Below are 22991 nucleotides of genomic sequence, written 5' to 3'. Positions count from 1 at the left end.
GAGAGGGATCGTGCAGCTGGTGCTCGACACCGAACAGCAGCAACTGCGGTCGACGGTGCGCAAACTGCTCGCCGACCACAACAACGTCCGGTCCGTCGTGGACGGTGACGACGCTTACGACGCCGCGCTGTGGCGGCACCTGGCGGAGCTCGGCCTGACCGGGCTCGTCGTGCCCGAGGAGCTCGGCGGCGCGGGTGCGGGTCACGTGGAACGGGCCGTGGTGCTCGAAGAGCTGGGCCGCGCGCTCGCGCCGGTGCCGTTCTTCGCCTCCGCGGTGCTGGCGGTCGACGCGCTGGTGGCGCTGGGGGACACCGAGGTGCTGCCCGCGCTGGCGGCGGGGGAGAAGATCGGCGCGCTGGCGGTTTCGACGGAGTGGGGGCCCGCCCCGGTGAGCGCCACCGAACGTGACGGCGGCTGGGTGCTCGACGGGCACGCGCCGTTCGTCATCTCCGGTGACGTCGCCGACGTCTTCGTCGTCTACACCGCCGACGGGTGGTTCGTGGCCAAGGACGCGCAGCGGACGGCACTGACCACTTTGGACCCCACGCGCGGGCAGGCGAAGCTGGAGTTCGCCGCGACCCCGGCCCGCAGGCTGGACACCGCGGACCCGGCCGCCGTGCTGGAGGAGGTGCGGGACCTCGCGTCCGTGGCGCTGGCCGCCGAGCAGGTCGGCGGCATCGCGAAGGTGCTGGAAACCACGGTCGAGTACGCGAAGGTGCGGGTGCAGTTCGGCCGCGCGATCGGCTCGTACCAGGCGGTCAAGCACGCCTGCGCGGACCTCTACAGCACCAGCGAACGCGCGGAATCCCTGCTGCGCCACGCCGCGTGGGCCGCGGACCACGACCGGGAGGCGCTGCCGCTGGCCGCGGCCACCACGCAGGTGTTCACCGGGCCGGCCTACTTCGGGGCGGCGGCGTCCGGCCTGCAGCTGCACGGCGGCATCGGCTACACGTGGGAGCACGACGCGCACCTCTACTACAAGCGGGCCAAGAGCAGCGAGCTGTTGTTCGGCGGCCAGGACGTGCAGCTGGCTCGCCTCGCCGGGCGACTGGACGGTGCTCAGTGACGGACCAGCCGGTGCTGCTCGACCGGGCGGGGGCGGTGCTGACCGTGACCCTGAACCGGCCGCACCGCAAGAACGCGATCGACCAGCCGATGTGGGACGGGTTGTACGACGCGTTCCGCGACGCCGAACGGGACGACGACGTGCGCGTGGTCGTCGTCACCGGCGCGGGCGGCGACTTCTGCGCGGGCGCCGACCTGTCCGCGGCTCGGAAGGACCACCCGCTGACGCGGATGCACCGGGTCAACGACGTCGCGCTGGCCCTGAACGAGATCTCCAAGCCGACGATCGCGAAGGTCGACGGCGTCGCGGTCGGCGCGGGCTGGAACCTCGCGCTCGGCTGCGACCTCGTCGTGGCCACCGAACGGGCGCGGTTCAGTCAGATCTTCGCCAGGCGTGGGCTGTCGCTGGACTTCGGCGGCTCGTGGCTGCTGCCCCGGCTCGTCGGGCTGCAGCAGGCGAAACGGCTCGCGCTGCGCGCCGAGATGATCGGCGCGGCCGAGGCACTCGACCTCGGTCTGGTCACCTGGATCAAGCCGGCCGCCGAGCTGGATTCCTTTGTGGACGAGCTGACCGCCGAGCTGGCCGCGGCGCCGCCGGTCGCGCTGGCGCTGAGCAAGCGGCTGCTCGAAGAGGGCGCGAGCCGGACGCTGCGCGAGGCGCTGGAGGGCGAGGCGCGGGCGCAGACGGTGAACTTCGCGACCGAGGACGCGCCCGCCGCGTTCGAGGCGTTCCTCACCAAGACGGAAGCGGAATACACGGGACGATGGGCGGTGCGGTGAGCTACGACGAAATCACCTACGAGGTCTCCGACGGGATCGCCACGATCACGTTGAACCGGCCGGCGCGGCTGAACGCGTTCACGCTGGAGATGGCGCACGAGCTGGTCGCGGCGTTCGACGAGGTGGACGCCGACGACTCGGTGCGGGTGGTCGTGGTGACCGGCGCCGGGCGCGGGTTCTGCGCGGGCGCGGACCTCGAACGCGGCGCGGGCACGTTCGACAAGAACGCGATCGGCGACGTGAAGGGGTTCGGCGAGATCGACGGCGTGCCGCGCGACGCCGGCGGCGCGGTGGCGCTGCGGATCGCGGCGTGCAAGAAGGTCGTCATCGGCGCGTTCAACGGGCCCGCGGTCGGCGTCGGCGTGACCATGTCGCTGCCGATGGACATCCGGATCGCCAGTGAGAACGCCAAGTTCGGGTTCGTGTTCGCGCGGCGCGGGATCCTGCTGGAGGCCGCCTCCTCGTGGTTCCTGCCGCGGGTCGTCGGCATCTCGCAGGCGATGGAGTGGGTCGCGACCGGGCGGGTGTTCGACGCCGCCGAGGCCCGCGCGGGCGGGCTGGTCTCGCGGGTCGTGCCGCCGGACGAGCTGATCCCCGCGGCGACGGCGATCGCCCGTGAGGTCGCGGACAACACGTCGGCGGTGTCGGTCGCGGTGTCCCGGCAGCTGCTGTGGGGCATGCTCGGCTCGCCGACGCCGTGGGACGCCCACCGCGCGGACTCCAGCGTGCTGCTGCAGCTCGGTGCGGGCAAGGACGCGATGGAGGGCGTGATGGCGTTCCTGGAGAAGCGGGCGCCGGACTTCCCCGGCCGCGTCAGCACCGACTACCCGGACGGGGTCCCGCCCTTCCCCGGGACCCCGTGAGCCGGTGGCCCGGTCAGAAGCTGAGGTAACCGCCGTCGACGGTGATCGTGTCGGCGGTGTGGAACGCGCTGGCCGGGCTCGCCAGGTACACGGCGAGCGCGCCGAAGTCGTCGGGTTTGCCCCAGCGGCCGACCGGCATCCGCGGCAGCACCCGGCGCTGGAACCCTTCCGAGTCGAGCGCCGGGGCCGCCAGCGGCGTGTGCACCCAGCCGGGCAGGACCGCGTTGGCGCGGATGCCATGCCGGGCCAGCTCGACCGCGATCGACTTGATCATCGCGGTGAGCCCGGCCTTGCTCGCCGCGTACGCCTGCCCGCGCGGCTGGCCCTGCACCGCCGCGACGCTCGACGTGCCGACCAGGCTCCCGCCGGTGCCCTGCGCCAGCATCACCCTTGCCGCGGCGCGCAGGGTCAGGAACGCGCCGTCCAGGTCGACGCGGGTGACGCGGCGGAACTCCGCCAGCGACGTCTCGGTGAACCGGCTGCCGACCCCGCCGACACCGGCGTTGACGAAGCAGGAATCCAGGCGCCCCAGCGCTTCCACGCTGCGCGCCATAGCGGACTCCACCTGGTCCTCGTCGCCGACGTCGCAGCGCACGGCGAGGACCTTGATGCCGTGCCGGGACAGCTCGGCGACGGCTTCCTCGTTGCGCTCGGTGTTGGTGCCCCAGATCGCGACGTCGGCCCCGGCGGCGGCGAGCGCGCCGGCCATCGCGAGGCCGATCCCCGAATTGCCGCCGGTGATGACGGATGCGTGCCCGGTGAGGTCGAACGGGTTGGTCATCCGCGGATAGTGCCCCAGTTTTCCCCCGCCACGCAAGGAGTTGCCCCATGGACTTCGAGTTGCCCGCGGCGTTGCGGCAGCTGCTCGCCGACCTGGACCGGTTCCTCGAAGACGAGATCTGGCCGCTGCAACGGGAAGACGACAACGAGCGCTTCTTCGACCACCGCCGCGAGTTCGCCCGCACCGACTTCGAGGCGGGCGGCACCCCGCGCCGCGAATGGGAGGAGCTGCTGAGGGAGATGTTCCGGCGCGCCGACCGCGCGGGCTGGCTCCGGTATGGGCTGCCGAAGTCCGTCGGCGGCAGCGACGGCAGCAACCTCGACATGGCCGTGATCCGCGAGCACCTTGCCGCGAAGGGCCTCGGCCTGCACAACGACCTGCAGAACGAGTCCTCGGTCGTCGGCAACTTCCCGTTCGTGCACATGTTCCTCGCCGCGGGCACGCCGGAGCAGCAGAGCGAGTTCGTCGAGGACATGATCACCGGCCGCAAACGGGTCGCGTTCGGACTGACCGAACCGGACCACGGCAGCGACGCGACCTGGCTGGAGACCACTGCCGTGCCGGACGGCGACGGCTGGATCCTCAACGGCGCCAAGCGGTTCAACTCCGGCCTGCACTCGGCGACCCACGACGTGATCTTCGCCCGCACCTCCGGCGACGGCGGCGATCCCCGCGGCATCACCGCGTTCATCGTGCCCACCGACACGCCCGGATTCTCCGTCGACTTCCACTGGTGGACGTTCAACATGCCCACCGACCACGCCGAGGTCACGCTGTCCGACGTCCGCGTGCCCGCCACCGCGGTGTTCGGCGAGGTGGGCAAGGGCCTCGCGCTGGCACAGCACTTCGTGCACGAGAACCGGATCCGGCAGGCCGCCTCCGGCGTCGGCGCGGCGCAGTACTGCATCGACCGCAGCGTGGCGTACGCGCGGGAACGGCGGACGTTCGGCCGCCCGCTCGCCGAACGGCAGGCCATCCAGTGGCCCCTGGTCGAGCTGCAGACCGAGGCCGAGCTGGTGCGCACCCTCGTGCGCAAGACGGCGTGGGAGCTCGACCGCACCGACCACATGCTGATCAGCGACAAGGTGTCGATGTGCAACTACCGCGCGAACCGGCTGGTGTGCGACGCCGCCGACCGCGCGATGCAGGTGCACGGCGGGCTCGGCTACACGCGGCACACGCCGTTCGAGCACATCTACCGGCACCACCGCCGCTATCGGATCACCGAGGGCGCCGAGGAGATCCAGATGCGCAAGATCGCCGGCTACCTGTTCGGGTTCGCGGGGCCGGACAAGCGATGAGCGAGCTGGCGGAGGCGCTCGGACGGCGGCTGGGCGCGGCGATCACCGGACTGCGGCGGCTGAGCGGCGGGGCGAGCCGGGAGACCTGGGCGTTCACCGCCGAGCCGGGCGGGCGGCTGGTGCTGCGGCGGGACCCGCCGGGGGAGTGCCGCCCGGCGGAGATGGCGCGGGAGGCCGCGTTGATCCGGGCCGCGCGCGAGGCCGGGGTGCCGGTGCCGCGGCTGGTGGACCACGGGCCGGACGTGCTCGGCTCGCCGTACCTGATCACCGAGCACGTCGACGGCGAGACGATCCCCCGGCGGTTGCTGCGGGACCCGGAGTTCGCGGACGTGCGACCGAAGCTCGCCGCGGAGCTGGGGCGGGTCGCGGCGCGCATCCACACCATGCCCGACGTGCCCGGGCTGCCCGCGGCGGACCCGCTGGAGTCGCTGGTGGAGCTCTACGACGAGCTGGACCAGCCGTTGCCGTCGCTGGAGATCGGGTTGCGCTGGTTGCGGGACCACCGCCCGGAGCCGGCGGGGGACACCGTGGTGCACGGCGACTTCCGCACCGGCAATCTGATCATCGGCCCGGACGGGCTCGCCGCGGTGCTGGACTGGGAACTGGCGCACCGCGGCGACCCGCTGGAGGACCTCGGCTGGTTGTGCGTCAAGGCGTGGCGGTTCTCCTCGCCGCTGCCCGCGGGTGGGTTCGGCACGCGGGAGGAGCTGCTCGACGGGTACGCCGAGGTCGCCGGGTTCCGCCCGGATCCCGCGGCGGTGCACTGGTGGGAGGTGTTCGGGACGTTCCGGTGGGCGGTGCTCTGCCTGCGGCAGGCCGACCGGCACCTGAGCGGGCGGATCCGGTCGGTGGAGCTGGCGGCGGTCGGGCGGCGGGTGTGCGAGCAGGAGCACGACCTGCTGACGGCGCTCGGCACGCCTGCCGTCCCGGTGGACGCGGTGCCGGACCCGGCGCCGGACCTGCACGGCAGGCCGACCGCGGCGGAGCTGGTGGAGGCGGTGGCGGAGTTCCTGCGGGCCGACGTCATGCCGGGCACCGAGGGGCGGGTGTCGTTCCAGACGCGGGTGGCGGCGAACGTGCTGGGCATCGTGTCCCGCGAGTTGCGGCTCGGCGCCGCGCAGGAGCGGCGGCACGTGGACCGGCTCGCGGCGCTGGGGTTCGCGAAGCACGCGGAGCTGGCGCGGGCGGTGCGGTCAGGCGTCGTGGCGGTGGCGGACGTGGTCGCCGCGGTGCGTGCCGACGTGACGGACCGGTTGCTGGTGGCGAACCCGAAGTACCTGGAGACGGCGTGAAGGAGATCGTGAGCGGGCTGCGGTTCCCGGAGGGGCCGGTCGCGCTGGACGACGGTTCGGTGCTCGTGGTGGAGGTCGAGCGCGGCACGGTGTCGCGAGTGTGGCCGGACGGGACGGTCACGGTGGTCGCCGACTGCGGTGGCGGTCCGAACGGCGCGGCGATCGGACCGGACGGCGCCGTGTATGTCTGCAACAACGGCGGCTTCACCTGGCACCGGCGCGACGGGCTGACGATGCCCGGCGGCCAGCCGCCGGACTACCGCGGCGGGAGCGTCCAGCGCGTGTCCTGGGACGGCTCGGTGACGGTGCTGTACGAGTCGGTGGACGGCAGGCCGCTGCGCGGGCCGAACGACCTGGTGTTCGACGCGCACGGCGGGTTCTACTTCACCGACCTGGGCAAACAGCGGGAGCGGGACAGCGACCGCGGCGGGCTGTACTACGCGCGGGCGGACGGCTCGCTGGTCGAGGAGATCGCGTATGGCTTCACCGGGCTCAACGGGGTGGGCCTGTCACCGGACGGTTCGCGGGTGTACGCGGCGGAGACCGTGACCGGCCGGGTGTGGTTCTGGAACGTGGACGGGCCGGGCCGGATCTCGCGTGCGCGGGGCGAGGTGCGCGGCCCGGCGGGCGGGGTGCGCGGTCCGGCGGGCGCCACGCTGCTGCACGGCTTCGGCGGCTACCAGTTGCTGGACTCGCTCGCGGTGGATTCGGCGGGCAACATCTGCGTGGCGACGATCATGACGGGCGGGATCAGCGTGCTCAGCCCGTCGGGTGAGCTGCTGGACGTGGTGCGCCCACCGGAGCCGGACCCATTCGTGACGAACATCTGCTTCGGCGGCCCCGACCTGAGGACGGTGTACATCACCGCGTCCGGCACCGGCAAGCTCTGGGCCGCGGACTGGCCACGCCCCGGCCTGCGGCTCAACTACGCGGGCGCCGCGCCGCGGTGACGGCCACGCGCAAACCACTCGCCCGGGTGGGCTTTTCCGAGCACCGGCGCGGGGCGGCCGTTCCGGAGCCACCCGCCCGGGGTGGCTGTCCTGGAGCCACCTGGCCTGGGTCGCGGCTCGACTGCGTGCGCGTCGGGCGGCGTGGGACGGTGTGAGCTCCTCGCCGAGGGTGGCCTTTTCCGGGTTCACCCACTCGGTTTGCGGCTCGACTACGCCGGTGCCGCGCCGCAGTGACGGCCCGGGACAGTGCGCAAGCCCTTCGCCCGGGGGTGGCCTTTCCGGGGTCACCCACTCGGTTGCGGCTCAACCACGCGGGCGCCGCGCCGCCACGCGCGAGCCATCGCCCGGGGTGGTCATTTCCGAGCACCGGCGCGGGGCGGCCGTTCGGAGCCACCCGCCCCGGGCTGCGGCTCAACTGCCCTTCGTGAGCTTGTCCAGCTGGGTCTGCAGCTCGTCGAGCCGCGCGTGCAGCAGCGCGACCTCCGCCGACAGCAGCGGCACCAGCTCCGGCGCCGACGTCGTCGCGCCGGTCGTGAAGGCGACCGCCCGGTCGTCCCGGTGCACCGGCACCCCGGCCAGGCGGCTGAAGTGCTCCAGCGTGAGCGGCGGGCGGTTGCCCGCGCACGTCGAGCACACCGGCAGCAGCTTGCGCCACCCCACGACCCCGGTGCCGGTCGCCACGAACACCTGCGCCGGCCACCCGCACGCGCACAACCCGGCGTGCACGGCCGTCACCGTCTGCTTCGAGTACCGCACGCCCCGCTCGTACAGGAAGTAGCGCCCCGCGGCGTCCACCTCCAGCAGCACGCTCTGCTGGTACTGCGGATCGCAGGCCAGTGCGCGGGCGTCGGCGAGTTCGTGGAAGCAGTAGAACCCGCAGTCGCACAGGCGGGACGGGCTCTGGTGACGGCTGCTCTGCGCGCACTTCGCCTCGGCTGTCACCCGGTAGGCGTGCGTGCGCCCGAGCGACACCCCGGTGAACCCGGCTTCGGTGCCGTCGGCGGAGAGCATCGGGTAGGCGAGCTTGTAGCCGCGCAGCGGGACGTCGCGCCGTTCCTGGGGCGTGCGGCGCAACGACAGCCTGCCCGCCATGGCTCAGCGGTCGGCGGTGACGGGGGCGGGGCGCTCCGGTTCGGGGGTTTCGGCGGTTTCGCGCGGCTCCTCGACCGGGGTGACCTCTTCGGCCTTGGATTCCTCGACGACGCCCACGGCAAGCTTCCGGCCCAGTCTCATCGCAGCCTCCTCGCGGATCACGGGTGCGTTTTTCCAGCGTGACCCGTGAACGCGGCGATGTCCAGAGCTATTCGAACCGCGCGGTGTCCCCAGCACCCTTTCGGACGATCTCCGGCTCGCCGCTGGAGAAGTCGATCACCGTGGTGGGCTCGGTGCCGCAGTCGCCGGAGTCGACCACCGCGTCGACCACGTGGTCCAGCTCGTCCTTGATCTCCCAGCCCTGGGTGAGCGGTTCCTCGTGGTCGGGCAGCAGCAGGGTGCTGGAGACCAGTGGCTCGCCCAGCTCGTCGAGCAGCGCCTGGGCGACGACGTGGTCCGGGATGCGCACGCCGACGGTCTTCTTCTTCGGGTGCAGCAGCCGGCGCGGCACCTCCTTCGTGGCGGGCAGGATGAACGTGTAGCTGCCTGGGGTGGCGGCCTTGATCGCGCGGAAGACGGTGTTGTCGACGTGCGCGAACTGGCCGAGCTGGGCGAAGTCGCGGCAGACGAGCGTGAAGTGGTGCCGGTCGTCGAGGTGCCGGATGGCGCGGATGCGGTCCAGCCCGTCGCGGTTGCCGAGCTGGCAGCCCAGGGCGTAGGCGGAGTCGGTCGGGTAGACGATCAGGCCGTCCTGCCGCAGCAGGTCGACGATCTGGCCGATCGACCGGCGCTGGGGGTTGTCCGGGTGCACGTCGAAGTACTTCGCCATGGGTAGAGCTTAGGATCACGCCGCCGCCGCGGCTGCCTGGGTGCGCTGCGCCCAGGAACGTCGCGGCCTGGTCGCCGTCCGGCCGTCTCCCGAAACTGAGTGTGACGGAAGGGAGAACACCATGTCGGTTGTGGTCATCACCGGGGCGAGCAGCGGGATCGGCGCGGCCACCGCGGAGGCGCTGGCGGCGGCGGGGCACCAGGTCGTGCTGGGCGCGCGCCGGGAAGAGCGGTTGAAGGAGCTGGCCGCGCGCATCGGCGGCTCGTACCGGAGGCTGGACGTGACGGATGCGGAGGACGTGCGGTCCTTCGTGGACTGGGCGGTGGCCGAGCACGGCCGGGTCGACGTGATCGTCAACAACGCCGGCGTGATGCCACTGTCCGCTTTGGACCGGCTGAAGCTGGACGAGTGGAACCGGATGATCGACGTGAACATCCGGGGCGTGCTGCACGGCATCGCGGCGGGGCTGCCGGTGATGCGGCGGCAGGGTGGCGGCCACTTCGTGAACGTGGCGTCGATCGGGGCGCACGAGGTGGTGCCGACGGCGGCGGTCTACTGCGCGACGAAGTACGCGGTGTGGGCGCTGTCGGAGGGGCTGCGCCAGGAGACGGGCCCGGACATCCGGGTGACGACGATCTCGCCCGGCGTGACGGAGTCGGAGCTGGCGGACAGCATCACGGACGCGGAGGCCGCCGAGGGAATGCGGACGTACCGCGCGGGGGCGATCCCGGCCGCGGCGATCGCCCGGGCGATCACGTTCGCGATCGAGCAGCCCGCGGAGGTGGACGTGAACGAGATCATCGTCCGCCCGGCGGCTTAGCCGTAATCCAATCGCGACGTTGAACAGTGTTGCACCGAGCCGCTGGCTCCCGATCCAACTGACGTCTCCACGGCAAGCAGGCAGGGGCAGTCGGTGAAATCGAGAACTCGCTGGGAAATCGGCGTCGCGGTGGTCGGTGCGCTGGTGGTCGCCGGTGTGACGGTCGGCGTGACGGCTGCCCTCGACGGGACAGACGCTCCGCGCTCGGCCGGCTCGCCGGCGGCCACCACGTCGCGGTCGCCGGTCTTTTCGTCCACGGTGACGGCTGCGGCGCCGTCGAGCACGCCCGTAGCGCCGCTCATCCGGTCGCACGTGACCTCGATGGCCGCGGTCGACGACGCGGCGATCATGGACCTCGTCCGGACTATGTGCACGAAGCTCAGCGGCGGCGCTGATCCCAGAGCCCTGTTCGAGAGCGGCGTGAACTCCGGCTTCTCCGAGAGCGACTGGCAGGCGTTCATGGCCATGTCGGCGGCGCTGCACTGTCCCGCGAACAGTTCGAAGGTCACCTACGACGCGGTTGGCTGGCACCCCGGCGACAAACCCAAGCCCAAGAAGTCCATTTCCGAGGGCACGTTCGAAGTCGGGGTGGACATCGAAGCGGGCAAGTACAAGGGAAACTGCCCCAACGGTGGTTATTGGGCCCGCTACGCCGACGATTCCGGCAGCGACATCATCGCCAACGACCTCACCGAAGGGGCGTCCACGATGCAGTTCACCGCCAGGAAGGGCGAGTTCGTGTCGGTCAGCCGCTGCACCTTCACCAAGGTGAACTAGCTACCGCAGCAGGGAACCCAGTCGCTGGGCCGCCTCGACCACCGTGCGGCCCAGCGACTCCTCGTCGGGCGCGGAGAACAGTGACAGGCCGATGCTGACCTCCCGCCCGGGCACCACCGCGGAGATCCCGATGATCGACGGCGCGATTTCCCCGTAGGACACGGCGAAACCACGCTTGCGGGCCAGCGCGACCTCCTCCCGCTCGCCCTCCGCCGCCGGGGCCGCGGCCAGCAGTGCCAAGCCTGCCGAACCGCGGTCGATCGGGTCCACCTGGCCGGGCCGGAAGCTCACGTGCATCCGCGCCTGCCGCGGCTCGACGATCATCAGCATCCGCACCTCGTCCGCGCCCTCCCGCACCACCAGGTGCGCCGTCGCCTGGGTGACGTCCGTCAGCTCCTCCAGCACGGGCCGCGCGAGCGTCCGCAGGTCCTGCTCCACCGGCTCGGCCAGCCGCACCAGGCCCGTCCCCAGCGAGATCCGCTTGAACCGGTCCCGCCGGCACAACCGGTGCGCCTCCAGCGTCCGCACGAGCCGGTGCGCCACCGTCCGGTGCACGCCCACCCCTTCCGCGATCTCCGTCAGCGTCATCCCCTGCGGGTGCGCGACGAGCAGCTCGAGGATCTGCAACCCGTTGTGCAGCGTTTTCGACATCCCCGAGTCGACTTCGGACACGCGGGCACCCCCTTGACGACGAACGGACCGCGACCTACTGTTTCCGTAGTTCGCACGCTGCGTGCGATAATAGCACGCGAATCGCAGCGCGCAAGCCCCCGGAGGAGGTCGTCGTGGACGTGGAGACGCTCGTGCTCGTGCACCAGCTGTACGGCGCGCAGAGCCACTACATCGACGAGGGCCGGGCCACCGAGTGGGCGCACACCTTCACCCCGGACGGCGAGTTCTGCTCACCCAGCTATCCGGCTCCGGTGACCGGCACCGCCGAGCTCACGAAGTTCGCCGAGGACTTCGCCGCACATCAAGGCGTCACCCGGCACGTCCTCACCAACCTGCACGTCACGCCCGCGGACGACGGCCTCACCGCGCGCGCCTACCTGCAGATCGTGCGCACCCTCCCGGACAGCCCGCCCGAACTCCTCCGCCTGACCACGATCACCGACCACCTGGTCCGCCACGCGGGCACGTGGCGCATCCGCCGCCGGACGGTGCGCCGCGACGACACGAAGGAGAACCGATGACCGACACACGCGCCCAGCACGAGCCGACGACGGCCGTCTACCCGGAATTCGCGGGCAAGGTCGCGGTCGTCACCGGCGCGGCCCGCGGCATGGGCGCGCGCTTCACCGCCGCCCTGGCCACCCGCGGCGTGCACGTCGTCGGCGCCGACATCAACGAAGAGCAGATGCTGGAGACCGCGAACGAACTCACCGCGGAAGTCGCGAGCAGCGACAAGCCCGGCCAGATCATCGGCGCCCGCATCGACGTCACCAAGCCCGAGGACCACGAAACCGTGGCGCAGCTGGCGCTGGAGCGGTTCGGGCGCATCGACTTCTGGGTCAACAACGCCGGCATCTTCCCGTTCGCACTCGCCGACGAGATCACGCCGGAGCAGATCAACGCGACCCTGTCGGTCAACGTCGAGGGCGTCCTCTACGGCGCGCAGACCGCGGCGCGGCACATGGAACCCGGCGGCGCGATCGTGAACATGTCGTCGGTGTCCGCCGTGCGCGTCCGCCGCGGCCGGGCCGCCTACTGCACCTCCAAGGCCGCCGTCGCGCACCTCACCGAATCGCTCGCCGTCGAGTTCGGCGACCGCGGCATCCGGGTCAACGCGATCGCCCCCGGCTACATCGACACCGAGATGACCCGCTGGGTCAAGGAGGACCCGGCCGCGCTGCGGCACGCGCTCGACGTCGTGCCGCTGCACCGGCTCGGCTCGCCCGAAGAGGTCGTCGGCCCGCTGCTGTTCCTGCTCTCCGAAAGTGCCCGCTACGTGACCGGCCACAGCATCGCCGTCGACGGCGGGTCGCGGCATGTCTGAGTACCCGGACACGGTGCTCGTCACCGGCGCCGCCGCCGGCATGGGCGCCAGCCACGCCCGGGCCCTGGCGAAACACGGCACGCACGTGTGCCTCGCCGACATCGCCGACGCCACCCCGGTCGTCGAGGAGATCGAGAACGACGGCGGCTCGGCGTCCGCGCACGCACTGGACGTCACCGACCCGCGGGCGTGGGCCCGCGTCGTCGAGGAAATCCGGAAAACTCGCGGCCGTCTCACGGGCCTCGTCAACAACGCCGGCATCTCGCGCCGCCTGGAGTTCCTGGACACCACCGACGAGGTCTGGGAACAGGTCCTCCGCATCAACCTGTCCGGCCCGTTCTACGGCATGAAGGCCGTCGCCGGACTGATGCGCGACTCCGGCGGCGGCTCGATCGTCAACATCTCCTCGATCTCCGGTCAGATCGGCTACTTCTCGCCCGCCTACAGCTCCAGCAAGTGGGGGCTGACCGGACTGTCCAAATCGGCCGCGGGCAACTTCGCCAAGTGGGGCATCCGGGTCAACTCCGTCCACCCCGGACTCGTCGAGACCGCACTGCTCGCCGGTGCGGACTCGTTCGTCGAATCCGCGGTGGCCAGCATCCCGGCCGGGCGCATGGCGCAGCCCGCGGAGATCACCGAGGCCGTGTTGTTCCTGCTCTCGGACAGGTCCAGCTACATGACCGGCAGCGAGGTCACCGTGGACGGCGGCCTGGTGTCCAACGGCCTCTACCACCGCATTCTCGCCGAGACCGGAGGAGACCTGGCATGAACGACGACTGGGAAGTGGTGGTCGTCGGCGGTGGCGGCGCCGGGCTCGCCGCGGCCACCTCCGCCGCCGAGCGGGGTGCGTCGGTGCTGTTGTTCGAGTCCGAGACCGAACTCGGCGGGTCGACCCAGCTGTCCGCGGGCATGTTCACCGCCGCCGGCACGAGCGTGCAGGCCGCGCTGGGCGTCGAGGATTCCGCGGAGCGGTTCTTCCAGCACTACATGGACCTCAACTCCTGGCAGCTCAAACCCGGGCTGATCGAGGCGTTCTGCCGCCACTCGGGCCCGACGCTGGAGTGGCTGATCGGCCTCGGTGTGGAGATCCCGGCGAAGGTGTCCGGCAACGCGCACACGCCGGGACTGTGCCAGGCCGGGGTCGAGGACGTGTGGCGCGGCCACGTGCCGAAGGACCAGGGCTACGGCGTCGTGCAGGTGCTCGCCAAGGCCGCCCGCGCCCGGGGCGTCGAGATCGTCCTCAACACCCGTGTCGAGCGGCTCGTCGAAGACGACGGCCGGGTCCGCGGCGTCGTCGCCGACGGCATCGAGGTGCGGGCGGGCGCGGTGGTGGTCGCCAGCGGCGGGTTCGCCCGGGACCCGGAGCTGCTGGCCCGCTACTACCCGGCGGCGCTGCGGGCGGGCGAGGACCTGTTCGTCGTCGCCGCCGAGGGCAGCCGTGGCGACCACCTGCGCTTCGGTGAGCAGGTCGGCGCGGGCGTCACTGGCGACGGTTGGGGCCTGCTGCTGCCCACCGCCTACTTCCAGCGGCTGCACCACTGGCAGTCCGGGTTCCCGCCGAAGTCGCGGATCTACGTCAACGTCGCAGGCCGCCGGTTCATGGACGAGGACGCCTCCTACGCGGTGTCCAGCGGCATCATCGAGCGGCAGGGCGGCGCCGCGTGGGTGATCTTCGACGAGCGTGCCCGCCGCACCCTGCCCGCCGGGTACGCGCACTGGGACGCCGGCCACGTGCTGGCCGAGGCGGAAGCCGGGCGCACGCTGCGCGCCGGTAGCCTCGACGAACTGGCCGGCAAGGCCGGGATCCCCGCCGACGCGCTGGTCGCGACCGTGCGCCGATGGAACGAGCAGCTGCCGTCCGGCCACGACCCGGAGTTCCTGCGGCACCGCACGCTCGCCAACAAGGGCTCGGCCGGCCACCCGGACCCCATCGGCGAACCTCCGTACTACGCGGCGCGCCTGCTGCCCGCGGAGCTGGTGTGCACGCACGCCGGACTGGAGATCGACGCGCGTGCCGCGGTGCGCGACGAACGCGGCGAGGCCATCGCGGGCCTGTTCGCCGCGGGCGAGGCCGGAGCCGGCGTGCTCGGGCAGCGCTACGTCGGCGGCGGCAACGCGGTCGCCAACGCCCTGACCATGGGCCGCCTCGCCGGCGTCAACGCCGCGGCCTGACTTCGCGAGACACTCAACGAGGAGAGACATGAGCGAAACCACCGCTGCCGGGGAACTCGGCAGCCGGACGATCCGCAAGGTCAGCAAGAGAGTCCTGCCGCTGGTCGCGCTGCTGTACGTGTTCAACTACATGGACCGGTCGAACATCAGCTACGCCCAGCTGGGCATGCAGCACGAGCTGCTGATCACCACGGCCGTGTTCGGCACCGCGTCGGCGATCTTCTTCCTCGCCTACGTGGTGTTCGAGATCCCCAGCAACATGATCATGAAGAAGATCGGCGCGCGGATCTGGCTCGCGCGCATCGCGATCAGCTGGGGCATCGTCACCGCCGTCACCGGGTTCGTGCAGAACATCCCGCAGCTTTACATCGCGCGGATCGTGCTCGGCGTCGCCGAGGCCGGGCTCTACCCGGGCCTGCTGCTGTACCTGACGCTGTGGTTCCGCCCGAAGGAACGCGGCCGCGCCATCGCGACGCTGGCGATCGCGCAGCCGATCGCGATGATCCTCGGCAGCCTCACCGGCGGCCTGATCCTCGACCACATCAGCTGGTTCGGCCTGTCCGGCTGGCGCTGGGTGTTCATCCTGCAGGGCCTGCCCGCGGTGCTGGTCGGCCTGATCGTCCTGGTCTACCTGCCGAACAAGCCCAGCCAGGCGCGTTTCCTCTCGCGCGAGGAGAGCGAGTGGCTGGAGACCGAGATCAACTCCGACTACGCACCCGAGCAGAAGGAGACCTTCCTCGGCCAGCTGCAGGTCATGAAGGACCGCAAGGTGCTCTACATGGCCTTCGCGAACCTGTTCGCCGCGTGCGGCCTGTACGGGTTCACCTTCTTCCTGCCGCAGATCGTCAAGCAGATGGACCCGTCCTACTCGGCGACCAACATCGGGTTCCTCGGCGTGATCCCGTGGATCGTCGGCGCGGCCGGCATGCTGCTGGTGGCCCGCAACTCCGACCGGACGGGGGAGCGGCGCGGGCACGTCGTCGCGATGATGCTGCTGGCCGCGATCGGCCTGTTCGGCACGATCCAGTTCCGGCACACCCCGGTGGCGGCGCTGATCTGCCTGTCGCTGGTCGCGATCGGCGTGCTCGGCTACCTCGCGCCGTACTGGGCGCTGGCCTCGCGGGTGCTGTCCAAGGAGCACACCGCGGTCGGGCTGGCCGCGATCAACTCGATCGCCGCGCTGGGCGGGTTCTTCGGGCCGTACGTGATCGGCAAGAACGCCACCGCCGACGACGTGTCGGTGGGCCTGTACTTCCCGATCGCGTGCCTGGTCGTCTGCGCGGTGATGCTGTCGTTCCTCAAGGTGACGAAGGAACGGCGTGGCGCCCCGGCAGCTCGCGAGGTAGTTTAGATATTAACTACTTCCTCCGGCGATAGGGTTGCGGTCATGGCGGACGGTGGTGTTGGTGAGCTCGACTTCTGGTCCTTCGTCGAGCTCGCCAACCGCAGGCTCGCCGAGGAGTTCGGCTTCCGGCACCAGCTCGCCACCGAGGTGCTGCTGACGCTGAACCGGGCCTCCAACATCGTCACCTACGACCTGGAGGCCAGCGTCCACCGGCCGCGCGGCCAGTCCTGGTCCGGGTTCCGGCTGCTGTTCGTCACCTGGCTGGCCGGCCCGCTGGAGGCGAAGAAGGCCGCCGAGCTGACCGGCATGAGCCGCGCGGCGGTGTCCAACCTGTCGAAGACACTGGTGGCCGACGGGCTGCTGGAGCGCACGCCCGGCGAGCACGACGGCCGCTCGGTGCTGCTGTCGCTGTCCGAGCGCGGCCGCGCCGAGATGGTCGAGGTGTTCCGCGAGCACAACGAGCGCGAGCACGAGTGGACCAGCGTGCTCACCGAGGCCGAGCAGCGCATTCTCGTGATGCTGCTGGACAAGCTGATCACCAACCGCGACCAGTTCGACGTGCGCGGTCGCAACTGACCCTTGCGCGTCGGCGAAGTAGTACATACATTTACTACATCGGACCGGCAAGGAGGCGAGGTCATGGCGTACTACCGGCAGGTCGGTGCGGTTCCGCCGAAGCGGCACACGCAGCACCGCACGCCCGAGGGTGGCCTGTACTACGAGGAGCTGATGGGAGAGGAGGGCTTCTCCAGCGACTCGTCGCTGCTCTACCACCGCAACATCCCGTCGGCGATCGTCGACTCGGCGGTCTGGGAGCTCCCGGACCTGACCACCGAGGCCAACCACCCGCTCCGGCCGCGGCACCTCAAGCTGCACGAGCTGTTCCCCGGCGAGGAGTGGAAGTCCAACGACGTCGTCACCGGGCGCCGGCTCGTGCTCGGCAATGGCGACGTGCGCATCTCCTACGTCGTGGCGGGCGAGGCGTCCCCGCTGTACCGCAACTCGATCGGTGACGAGTGCGTCTACATCGAGTCTGGTGAGGGCGTCGTCGAGACCGTGTTCGGCGTGCTGCCGTTCCGCCAGGGCGACTACGTGATCCTGCCGCGCGCCACCACTCACCGCTGGGTGCCGGACGGCCCGGTGCGGGCGTACGCGATCGAGGCGAACTCGCACATCACGCCGCCGAAGCGGTACCTGTCCAAGTACGGCCAGCTGCTGGAGCACTCGCCCTACTGCGAGCGCGACCTGCACGGGCCCACCGAGCCGCTGCTGGTCGAGGGCACCGACGTCGAGGTGCTGATCAAGCACCGCGGCAGCAGTGGGATCGTCGGCACCCGGTTCGTGTACCCGCAGCACCCGTTCGACGTGGTCGGCTGGGACGGCTGCCTGTACCCGTACACGTTCAACGTCAGCGACTTCGAGCCGATCACCGGCCGCGTGCACCAGCCGCCGCCGGTGCACCAGGTGTTCGAGGGCGACAACTTCGTCATCTGCAACTTCGTGCCGCGCAAGGTGGACTACCACCCGCTGTCCATCCCGGTGCCGTACTACCACTCCAATGTGGACTCCGACGAGGTCATGTTCTACTGCGGCGGCGACTACGAGGCGCGCAAGGGCTCGGGCATCGGGCAGGGCTCGATCTCGCTGCACCCGGGCGGGCACTCGCACGGCCCGCAGCCGGGCGCCTACGAGCGCAGCATCGGCGTGGAGTACTTCGACGAGCTCGCCGTCATGGTCGACACGTTCCGCCCGCTGGAGCTGGGTGAGGGCGGCCGCGCGGCCGAGGACCCGAACTACGCGTGGACCTGGGCCGGGCGGGGGCCGAAGTGAGCGTGTTCGCCGGGTTCCTCGACGACGCGGCGGTGTTCCCGCCCGGTCTGAAGCCCCTGCCGCGGGCGGTGCCGGACCACGCCGCGCACCTCGCGTCGGGCTACGGCGACCTGGTCGGCCCGCTGGTCCTGGCCGCGCCCGCGCTCGCGGAGCTCGGTGCGGTCGCTGCGGAGCCGCTCGACCTGTCGGTGACCGCGCCGGGCGGCCCGGCCCAGCTGCCGGACGCTCTGGGCCGGGCCGCCGACCTGCCGGTGCGGCTGGCCGGGTTCGAGGTCGCGGTGCCCGCGGAATCGTCGGTGCCGGACTTCTTCCGCGCGCTGGAGGTGGCCGGTGACGTGCCGGTGTTCGTCGAGGTGCCGCGGGACTCCCGCCGCGCCGAGGTGATCGCGACCTGCGCGAAGACCGGGCACGCCGCGAAGTTCCGGACCGGCGGGGTGAAAGCGGAGCTGTACCCGGACGAGGCGGAGCTGGCCGCGGCCGTGCACGCCGTGGTGCGGGCGGGGGTGCCGTTCAAGGCGACCGCCGGGCTGCACCACGCGGTGCGGAACACGGACCCGTCGACCGGGTTCGAGCAGCACGGGTTCCTGAACCTGCTGCTGGCGACGGCGGCGGCCCGCTCCGGTGCGGGCGAGGACGAGCTGGCCGCGTTGCTCGCGGAGCGGGACGGCGCGCGGGTGGCCGAACTGGTGTCCCAAGTGGATTTCTCGGCGCGGGAGTCGTTCCGGTCGTTCGGGACCTGCAGCATCGACGAACCGGTGGCCGAGCTGGTGGACCTCGAACTGGTCCCGGCTTCGGTGCTGGAAGGAGGAGTGACGGCGTGACCACGATCGACATCCCCGAGGGGTCGCTGTTCGGGCTGGACAACCTGCCCTACGGCGTGTTCTCCACGCCGGGGACGCAGCCGCGGGTCGGCGTGCGGGTGGGCGACTCGGTGGTCGACCTGGCGGTGGCGCTGGGCGACGACGTGTTCGCGCGGCCGTCGTTGAACGCGTTCATGGCGCAGGGCTACGACCGGTGGGTCGAGGTCCGGGCGCGTGTTTCGGACCTCGTGCGGGGTGAGGTGCCCGCCGATGCGGTCTTCCCGGTGTCCGAAGTGGAGCTGCACCTGCCCGTCGAGGTCGCGGACTACGTGGACTTCTATGCCTCCGAGCACCACGCGTCCAACCTGGGACGGCTGTTCCGGCCGGACGCCGAGCCGCTGATGCCGAACTGGAAGCACCTGCCGGTGGGCTACCACGGGCGGTCCGGGACGGTCGTGGTGTCCGGGACGGACATCGTGCGGCCGTGCGGGCAGCGCAAGGCGCCGGACGAGGCCGCGCCGACGTTCGGCGAGTGCCGCAGGCTGGACATCGAGGCCGAGCTGGGATTCATCGTCGGGGTGCCGTCGCCGCTCGGTTCACCGGTGTCCACGGAGGACTTCCCGCGGCACGTGTTCGGCGCGGTGCTGGTCAACGACTGGTCGGCGCGGGACATCCAGGCCTGGGAGTACGTGCCGCTGGGCCCGTTCCTCGGCAAGAGCTTCGCGACGTCGATCTCGCCGTGGGTGGTGCCGCTGCTGGCGCTGGAGGCCGCGCGGGTCCCGACGCCGGAGCAGTCGCCGGAGCCGTTGCCGTACCTGCGGGAGTCGTCGCCGTGGGGGCTGGACATCGCGTTGTCGGTTTCGTGGAACGGGCAGGAGGTCAGCCGCCCGCCGTACCGGGAGATGTACTGGTCGCCGGCGCAGATGCTGGCGCACATGACGGTCAACGGGGCGTCCTCGCGCACGGGCGACCTGTACGCGTCCGGCACGATCTCCGGCCCGGAGAAGAACCAGCGCGGCGCGTTCATCGAGCTGACCTGGGGCGGCAAGGAGCCGATCGAGCTCAACGGCGAGCCGCGAACGTTCCTCCTGGACGGCGACGAGGTGGTCATCTCGGCGACCGCCCCGGGCACGGAAGGCCGCATCGGTTTCGGCGAGGTGCGGGGGAGGATCCTGCCGGCCACCGAAGCCAAGCGCTGAGCCCTCCGGCTCCGGCCTGGTGCGGGTCGCCAGGCCGGAGCCGGCGGTGTCACAAGACCCGCCGCCGCACCCGCCACAGGCCGGCCGCCAGGAGCAGAGCGCCCAGCACCACGTGGATCCCGCTCTCGATCCCCTGGAAACGCCAGAACCGGTCGGCCGGGTGGAACGCGGCCCGCTGCACCGCCACCCCCTGGTTCTCCAGGCAACTCCGCGCGGTGTCGGCGGACGTGCAGGCGGACGGTTCGAAGGCGACCTCGTGGCCGCTTGCGTCGTAGTACGCCGCCCCGAGCCGCCACGCGTCGTACGGGACGGGGTTCTCCGCGGTGACGGGGGCCGTGGCCAGGGCGGGCGCGGCGTAATCGGCCCTCGCGAGGTTCGCGACCCCGATCACGACCACCAGGTAGACGAGCAGCGTCGCGGCCATCGCGGCGAGCGTGCTGCGGAAGAATAGCCCCGCCGTCGCGCCGATGGCGAACGCGAGTGCGGTGTAGGCGCCCAGGACCGGCCCCTGCGTTTCGAAACCCGGTGTCATGATCGCTCCGCGGGTCACGTAGTGCAGCGGTTCGAAGGCCCACGCGCTCACCAGGCCGAGCGCGAACATGCCGAGCAGGACCGGCGTGCCCACCACGAGCACCTTGCTCGCCCACCAGCGGAACCGGCTCACCGACTGCGTCAGCCCGAGGATGTGGGTCCCCTGCTCGAACTCGCGCGCGAACAGTGGCGCACCGGTGAACATGCCGAGCAGCACGGGGAGGCCGAGCAGCACCATCGGGAAGTTGCGCGCGAAGCTCTGGAACTCGTCCTCGAACTCCGCCATCGCCGGGGCGGTGCACCGTCCACTGTCGACCAGATGGCACCCCTCGATGCCGTGGGCCGCCAGGTAACCGGTCGCTTGCGCGTGCTCGACGACCAGCACCGCCGCGACGGCAGCGATCAGCCCGAGACCGAGCAGCAGCTGGAGGCGGTGCAGCCGCCAGGTCACCCAGGTCACGCGGCCACCTCCCGCGCGCGTGCCGCGGCGCTGCCCGCCCGCAGGTGCGCCATCACCAGTTCCTCCAACGTGGGTTCGTGTGATTCCCAGCCGGGAGCGGGCGAGTGCCCCCGCACCAGGGCCGTGACCTGGCGTGCCGTCGTGCGCCGCTCGACCACCGTGTCCGCGGCGAGGTCGCCGTCCGCGGGGCCGACCAGCAGCCGGTGCCCGGCGAGCAGGTCCGCCACGTCGCCGCACAGCCGTGTCCGCCCGTCGGCGAGCAGCACCAGGTGATCGCACACGTTTTCCAGGTCCGACAGCACGTGCGAGGAGAGCAGCACGGTCATTCCGGTGTCGGCGGCTTCGGCCATCAAGGTCCGCATCACCTCGTCCCTGGCGATCGGGTCCAGATCCGCGAGCGGTTCGTCGAGCATGAGCACGCGCGGCCGCCGGCCGAGTGTCACCGCGAGCGCCACCCGCGTGCGCTGGCCGCCCGACAACGTGCCGATGCGCGCCGTGCGCGGGACACCGGCCTCGTAGACGAGCCGCTCCGCGTACGCCTGGTCCCACGTGGTGTTGAGCGCCCGGCCCGCGCGCAGCATGTCCGCGACCGTGAATCCGCGGTACAACGGCTTGTCCTGAGCCAGGAAGGCCAGGTCCGCGGGAATCCCGCGCCTGTCCGGCGCGCGGCCCATCACCCGCACCTGCCCCTCGGTCGGCTCCAGCAGGCCGGCGGCGAGCGCCATCAACGTCGTCTTGCCCGCGCCGTTGGGGCCGACCAGCGCGCTGATCCGGCCGTGTGGCACGGAAAAGTCGCAGTCCCGTAGCGCCCAGCCCCGGCGGTAGCGCTTGCCGAGGTCGGCCGCCGTCAAGGCGTCACTGCTCGCCATGCCCCCTCCTTCACGTCCAGTGGTGTTCGTCGAGTACCGACTTGACCAGCGCTTCGATGTCCTCCCGCTCCAGCCCGGCCGCGCGGGACTCCCGGATCCAGCTCTCCAGCTTCTGGCGCAGCACGGCGCCGTCCACCGCGTCGCCGTGCCCGAGGGAACGCCGGACGAAGGTGCCGAGCCCGCGCCGCGCTTCGACGAGCCCTTCGCGTTCGAGTTCGCGGTACGCCTTGAGCACCGTGTTCGGGTTGATGGCGATGCTGCTCACCACCTCCTTGGCGGTGGGCAACCGGTCGCCCGGCCGGAGCCGGCCGAGCCGCAACGCCTGTTCGACCTGCTGCACCAACTGCAGGTAGGTGGCTACGCCGCTGCGCCGGTCGATCCGGAACTCGATCACAAGAACCCTTTCACTAATCAAGTAGTGAAAGGGTAGTACACGACGGCTCCGCCGAGCCACCGGTGTGCCCGGTCAGCGACCGGTGAACTTCGCCTTCCCCGGACCTTCCTCCAGAAACGACCGCACCGCGTTGCGCAGGTCCTCTGTGCGGTACAGGTCCGCCGCGATGGACGTGATGTGCTTGTTCGCCTCGGCGACGCCGCCGTTCGCGAAGTGTGACAGCACCTTCTTCGTCGCCGCGTGGGCGCGTGTCGGGCCCTCCGCCAACGATGCCGCGAAAGCGCGCGCCGCCTCGTCGAAACCGGCGTCCGGCAGCACCCGGTTCACCACGCCCCACCGCGCCAGCTCCGCCGCCGGGTAGCGGTCGCCCGTCGTCACGAACTCCGCGGCCCGCCCGACGCCCGCCCGCGCGGCCAGGCGCTGCGTGCCGCCCATCGTCGGGGTCAGGCCGACGACCTTCTCGACCAGCCCGAACGACGCCCGCTCCGCCGCCAGGATCAGGTCGCACGCCACCGCGACCTCGAACGCCCACGTCAGGCACAACGCGTGCGCCGCGAACACCGTCGGGATCTCCAGCGCCGCGATCCGGTCCGGCAGCGCCAGCATCCGGTCGAACAGCTCCTTCGCCTGCTCGGGCGTCTCCTGCGCGGCGAACAGGGACACGTCGACGCCGCCGCTGACGACCTTGCCCTCGGCGCGGATCAGCAGCGCCCGCGCGTCCCCGAGGCGGTCCAGCGCGGCGTCGAAGTCCGCGTGCAGCTCCAGCGTGTACAGGTTGAGCGGCCCGGCGTCGACCGTCAGGACGGCCAGTCCGGTGGGCTCGAGGTCCAGGCGCACAGTCACAA

Annotated in this window: 27 protein-coding genes; 17 read left to right on the top strand and 10 right to left on the bottom strand. The window is 71.5% G+C overall.

Translation table 11 applies throughout. The annotated features are described in order from the left end of the window. Nucleotides 1–10 precede the first annotated feature (10 nt). From L2C96_RS16740 to L2C96_RS16730, 3 genes are read left to right on the top strand one after another with little or no spacing between them, the layout of a single operon-like run. A complete protein-coding gene (locus L2C96_RS16740) occupies nt 11–1066 on the top strand; it encodes an acyl-CoA dehydrogenase family protein (protein ID WP_020416718.1) in 1056 nt (351 codons plus the stop codon). Next, nucleotides 1063–1845, top strand: a complete 783-nt coding sequence (locus L2C96_RS16735; protein WP_020416719.1) for an enoyl-CoA hydratase/isomerase family protein — start codon at nt 1063–1065, stop codon at nt 1843–1845. The genes L2C96_RS16740 and L2C96_RS16735 overlap by 4 nt, the downstream gene beginning before the upstream one ends. Beyond that, a complete protein-coding gene (locus L2C96_RS16730; protein WP_020416720.1) occupies nt 1830–2708 on the top strand; it encodes a crotonase/enoyl-CoA hydratase family protein in 879 nt (292 codons plus the stop codon). Before L2C96_RS16735 ends, L2C96_RS16730 begins: the two co-directional genes overlap by 16 nt. 13 nt (nt 2709–2721) lie before the next feature. Here the strand turns inward: L2C96_RS16730 and L2C96_RS16725 are convergent, their stop codons facing one another. Then, nucleotides 2722–3489 (bottom strand): SDR family NAD(P)-dependent oxidoreductase, encoded by a 768-nt coding sequence (locus L2C96_RS16725; RefSeq protein WP_020416721.1) that lies wholly within the window; start codon nt 3487–3489, stop codon nt 2722–2724. Between the two features lie 47 nt (nt 3490–3536). Between L2C96_RS16725 and L2C96_RS16720 the strand changes: the two genes are divergently transcribed. From L2C96_RS16720 to L2C96_RS16710, 3 genes are read left to right on the top strand one after another with little or no spacing between them, the layout of a single operon-like run. Further along, a complete protein-coding gene (locus L2C96_RS16720) occupies nt 3537–4790 on the top strand; it encodes an acyl-CoA dehydrogenase family protein (protein ID WP_020416722.1) in 1254 nt (417 codons plus the stop codon). Further along, nucleotides 4787–6082, top strand: a complete 1296-nt coding sequence (locus L2C96_RS16715; RefSeq protein ID WP_237336852.1) for a phosphotransferase family protein — start codon at nt 4787–4789, stop codon at nt 6080–6082. The genes L2C96_RS16720 and L2C96_RS16715 overlap by 4 nt, the downstream gene beginning before the upstream one ends. Further along, a complete protein-coding gene (locus L2C96_RS16710) occupies nt 6079–7032 on the top strand; it encodes an SMP-30/gluconolactonase/LRE family protein (protein ID WP_237336851.1) in 954 nt (317 codons plus the stop codon). Before L2C96_RS16715 ends, L2C96_RS16710 begins: the two co-directional genes overlap by 4 nt. A 411-nt stretch (nt 7033–7443) precedes the next feature. Here the strand turns inward: L2C96_RS16710 and L2C96_RS16705 are convergent, their stop codons facing one another. The 3 genes from L2C96_RS16705 to L2C96_RS16695 all read right to left on the bottom strand — a co-directional run bounded on the left by L2C96_RS16705 (nt 7444) and on the right by L2C96_RS16695 (nt 8953). Beyond that, nucleotides 7444–8124, bottom strand: coding sequence for a hypothetical protein (locus tag L2C96_RS16705; RefSeq protein WP_020416725.1), 681 nt, complete (start codon nt 8122–8124; stop codon nt 7444–7446). Between the two features lie 3 nt (nt 8125–8127). Continuing rightward, the gene (locus L2C96_RS16700) at nt 8128–8265 is read right to left on the bottom strand and encodes a hypothetical protein (protein ID WP_237336850.1); all 138 of its coding nucleotides are present in this window, start codon (nt 8263–8265) and stop codon (nt 8128–8130) included. A 67-nt stretch (nt 8266–8332) separates the two neighbouring features. After that, complete coding sequence (locus tag L2C96_RS16695) at nt 8333–8953, bottom strand: L-threonylcarbamoyladenylate synthase (protein WP_237336849.1); 621 nt, start codon at nt 8951–8953, stop codon at nt 8333–8335. Between the two features lie 121 nt (nt 8954–9074). Here L2C96_RS16695 and L2C96_RS16690 point away from each other — a divergent pair, with 121 nt between their 5' ends. Beyond that, a complete protein-coding gene (locus L2C96_RS16690; RefSeq protein ID WP_027935665.1) occupies nt 9075–9773 on the top strand; it encodes an SDR family oxidoreductase in 699 nt (232 codons plus the stop codon). Here the strand turns inward: L2C96_RS16690 and L2C96_RS16685 are convergent. Then, nucleotides 9770–10123, bottom strand: a complete 354-nt coding sequence (locus tag L2C96_RS16685; RefSeq protein WP_237336848.1) for a hypothetical protein — start codon at nt 10121–10123, stop codon at nt 9770–9772. The two genes, L2C96_RS16690 and L2C96_RS16685, sit on opposite strands and share 4 nt — an antisense overlap. Here L2C96_RS16685 and L2C96_RS16680 point away from each other — a divergent pair. Beyond that, complete coding sequence (locus tag L2C96_RS16680; protein WP_237336847.1) at nt 10095–10550, top strand: Rv1352/Rv1906c domain-containing protein; 456 nt, start codon at nt 10095–10097, stop codon at nt 10548–10550. The genes L2C96_RS16685 and L2C96_RS16680 overlap by 29 nt on opposite strands. Here L2C96_RS16680 and L2C96_RS16675 read toward each other — a convergent pair whose 3' ends face one another. Then, nucleotides 10551–11222 carry an IclR family transcriptional regulator gene (locus L2C96_RS16675; RefSeq protein ID WP_020416729.1) on the bottom strand — a complete coding sequence of 224 codons (672 nt, stop codon included), beginning with the start codon at nt 11220–11222 and terminating at the stop codon, nt 10551–10553. A 113-nt stretch (nt 11223–11335) separates the two neighbouring features. Between L2C96_RS16675 and L2C96_RS16670 the strand changes: the two genes are divergently transcribed. The 9 genes from L2C96_RS16670 (at nt 11336) to fahA (ending at nt 19892) form a co-directional block, all read left to right on the top strand. Continuing rightward, nucleotides 11336–11743 carry a nuclear transport factor 2 family protein gene (locus L2C96_RS16670; protein WP_237336846.1) on the top strand — a complete coding sequence of 136 codons (408 nt, stop codon included), beginning with the start codon at nt 11336–11338 and terminating at the stop codon, nt 11741–11743. After that, nucleotides 11740–12546, top strand: a complete 807-nt coding sequence (locus L2C96_RS16665; protein ID WP_237336845.1) for an SDR family NAD(P)-dependent oxidoreductase — start codon at nt 11740–11742, stop codon at nt 12544–12546. The genes L2C96_RS16670 and L2C96_RS16665 overlap by 4 nt, the downstream gene beginning before the upstream one ends. Beyond that, nucleotides 12539–13315 carry an SDR family NAD(P)-dependent oxidoreductase gene (locus L2C96_RS16660; RefSeq protein ID WP_237336844.1) on the top strand — a complete coding sequence of 259 codons (777 nt, stop codon included), beginning with the start codon at nt 12539–12541 and terminating at the stop codon, nt 13313–13315. Before L2C96_RS16665 ends, L2C96_RS16660 begins: the two co-directional genes overlap by 8 nt. Beyond that, nucleotides 13312–14718 (top strand): FAD-dependent oxidoreductase, encoded by a 1407-nt coding sequence (locus tag L2C96_RS16655; protein ID WP_272882703.1) that lies wholly within the window; start codon nt 13312–13314, stop codon nt 14716–14718. The genes L2C96_RS16660 and L2C96_RS16655 overlap by 4 nt, the downstream gene beginning before the upstream one ends. Before the next feature lie 28 nt (nt 14719–14746). Then, nucleotides 14747–16069, top strand: a complete 1323-nt coding sequence (locus L2C96_RS16650) for an MFS transporter (protein WP_237336843.1) — start codon at nt 14747–14749, stop codon at nt 16067–16069. 36 nt (nt 16070–16105) lie between these two features. After that, nucleotides 16106–16639, top strand: coding sequence for a MarR family winged helix-turn-helix transcriptional regulator (locus L2C96_RS16645; protein WP_020416735.1), 534 nt, complete (start codon nt 16106–16108; stop codon nt 16637–16639). A gap of 63 nt (nt 16640–16702) precedes the next feature. Continuing rightward, entirely contained in the window at nt 16703–17893 is a 1191-nt protein-coding gene (locus tag L2C96_RS16640) for a homogentisate 1,2-dioxygenase (protein ID WP_237336842.1), read from the top strand. Further along, the gene (locus L2C96_RS16635; RefSeq protein ID WP_237336841.1) at nt 17863–18714 is read left to right on the top strand and encodes a hypothetical protein; all 852 of its coding nucleotides are present in this window, start codon (nt 17863–17865) and stop codon (nt 18712–18714) included. The genes L2C96_RS16640 and L2C96_RS16635 overlap by 31 nt, the downstream gene beginning before the upstream one ends. Beyond that, nucleotides 18711–19892 carry a fumarylacetoacetase gene (fahA, locus tag L2C96_RS16630; protein ID WP_237336840.1) on the top strand — a complete coding sequence of 394 codons (1182 nt, stop codon included), beginning with the start codon at nt 18711–18713 and terminating at the stop codon, nt 19890–19892. Before L2C96_RS16635 ends, fahA begins: the two co-directional genes overlap by 4 nt. A 49-nt stretch (nt 19893–19941) precedes the next feature. Here fahA and L2C96_RS16625 read toward each other — a convergent pair whose 3' ends face one another. The 4 genes from L2C96_RS16625 to L2C96_RS16610 all read right to left on the bottom strand — a co-directional run bounded on the left by L2C96_RS16625 (nt 19942) and on the right by L2C96_RS16610 (nt 22983). Further along, entirely contained in the window at nt 19942–20883 is a 942-nt protein-coding gene (locus tag L2C96_RS16625; RefSeq protein ID WP_237336839.1) for an ABC transporter permease, read from the bottom strand. Further along, a complete protein-coding gene (locus tag L2C96_RS16620) occupies nt 20880–21752 on the bottom strand; it encodes an ABC transporter ATP-binding protein (protein WP_237336838.1) in 873 nt (290 codons plus the stop codon). Before L2C96_RS16620 ends, L2C96_RS16625 begins: the two co-directional genes overlap by 4 nt. Before the next feature lie 10 nt (nt 21753–21762). Beyond that, nucleotides 21763–22146, bottom strand: a complete 384-nt coding sequence (locus tag L2C96_RS16615; protein ID WP_237336837.1) for a GntR family transcriptional regulator — start codon at nt 22144–22146, stop codon at nt 21763–21765. 72 nt (nt 22147–22218) lie between these two features. Continuing rightward, nucleotides 22219–22983 (bottom strand): enoyl-CoA hydratase/isomerase family protein, encoded by a 765-nt coding sequence (locus L2C96_RS16610; RefSeq protein WP_237336859.1) that lies wholly within the window; start codon nt 22981–22983, stop codon nt 22219–22221. Nucleotides 22984–22991: the final 8 nt, after the last annotated feature.

Origin of the sequence: Amycolatopsis tucumanensis (assembly GCF_021654135.1) — a bacterium.
GTDB lineage: Bacteria > Actinomycetota > Actinomycetes > Mycobacteriales > Pseudonocardiaceae > Amycolatopsis_E > Amycolatopsis_E tucumanensis.
This window is presented reverse-complemented; position numbering and strand designations above follow the sequence as displayed.

What these genes read in the sequence shown, in the direction of transcription:
- L2C96_RS16640 (WP_237336842.1), top strand. Translation starts at nt 16,703, where the DNA reads ATGGCGTACTACCGGCAGGTCGGTGCGGTTCCGCCGAAGCGGCACACG.
- L2C96_RS16650 (WP_237336843.1), top strand. Translation starts at nt 14,747, where the DNA reads ATGAGCGAAACCACCGCTGCCGGGGAACTCGGCAGCCGGACGATCCGC.
- L2C96_RS16690 (WP_027935665.1), top strand. Translation starts at nt 9,075, where the DNA reads ATGTCGGTTGTGGTCATCACCGGGGCGAGCAGCGGGATCGGCGCGGCC.
- L2C96_RS16660 (WP_237336844.1), top strand. Translation starts at nt 12,539, where the DNA reads ATGTCTGAGTACCCGGACACGGTGCTCGTCACCGGCGCCGCCGCCGGC.
- L2C96_RS16695 (WP_237336849.1), bottom strand. Translation starts at nt 8,953, where the DNA reads ATGGCGAAGTACTTCGACGTGCACCCGGACAACCCCCAGCGCCGGTCG.
- L2C96_RS16645 (WP_020416735.1), top strand. Translation starts at nt 16,106, where the DNA reads ATGGCGGACGGTGGTGTTGGTGAGCTCGACTTCTGGTCCTTCGTCGAG.
- L2C96_RS16620 (WP_237336838.1), bottom strand. Translation starts at nt 21,752, where the DNA reads ATGGCGAGCAGTGACGCCTTGACGGCGGCCGACCTCGGCAAGCGCTAC.
- L2C96_RS16705 (WP_020416725.1), bottom strand. Translation starts at nt 8,124, where the DNA reads ATGGCGGGCAGGCTGTCGTTGCGCCGCACGCCCCAGGAACGGCGCGAC.
- L2C96_RS16720 (WP_020416722.1), top strand. Translation starts at nt 3,537, where the DNA reads ATGGACTTCGAGTTGCCCGCGGCGTTGCGGCAGCTGCTCGCCGACCTG.
- L2C96_RS16725 (WP_020416721.1), bottom strand. Translation starts at nt 3,489, where the DNA reads ATGACCAACCCGTTCGACCTCACCGGGCACGCATCCGTCATCACCGGC.
- L2C96_RS16730 (WP_020416720.1), top strand. Translation starts at nt 1,830, where the DNA reads ATGGGCGGTGCGGTGAGCTACGACGAAATCACCTACGAGGTCTCCGAC.
- L2C96_RS16685 (WP_237336848.1), bottom strand. Translation starts at nt 10,123, where the DNA reads ATGATCGCCGCGTCGTCGACCGCGGCCATCGAGGTCACGTGCGACCGG.
- L2C96_RS16680 (WP_237336847.1), top strand. Translation starts at nt 10,095, where the DNA reads ATGGCCGCGGTCGACGACGCGGCGATCATGGACCTCGTCCGGACTATG.
- L2C96_RS16700 (WP_237336850.1), bottom strand. Translation starts at nt 8,265, where the DNA reads ATGAGACTGGGCCGGAAGCTTGCCGTGGGCGTCGTCGAGGAATCCAAG.
- L2C96_RS16715 (WP_237336852.1), top strand. Translation starts at nt 4,787, where the DNA reads ATGAGCGAGCTGGCGGAGGCGCTCGGACGGCGGCTGGGCGCGGCGATC.
- L2C96_RS16665 (WP_237336845.1), top strand. Translation starts at nt 11,740, where the DNA reads ATGACCGACACACGCGCCCAGCACGAGCCGACGACGGCCGTCTACCCG.
- L2C96_RS16655 (WP_272882703.1), top strand. Translation starts at nt 13,312, where the DNA reads ATGAACGACGACTGGGAAGTGGTGGTCGTCGGCGGTGGCGGCGCCGGG.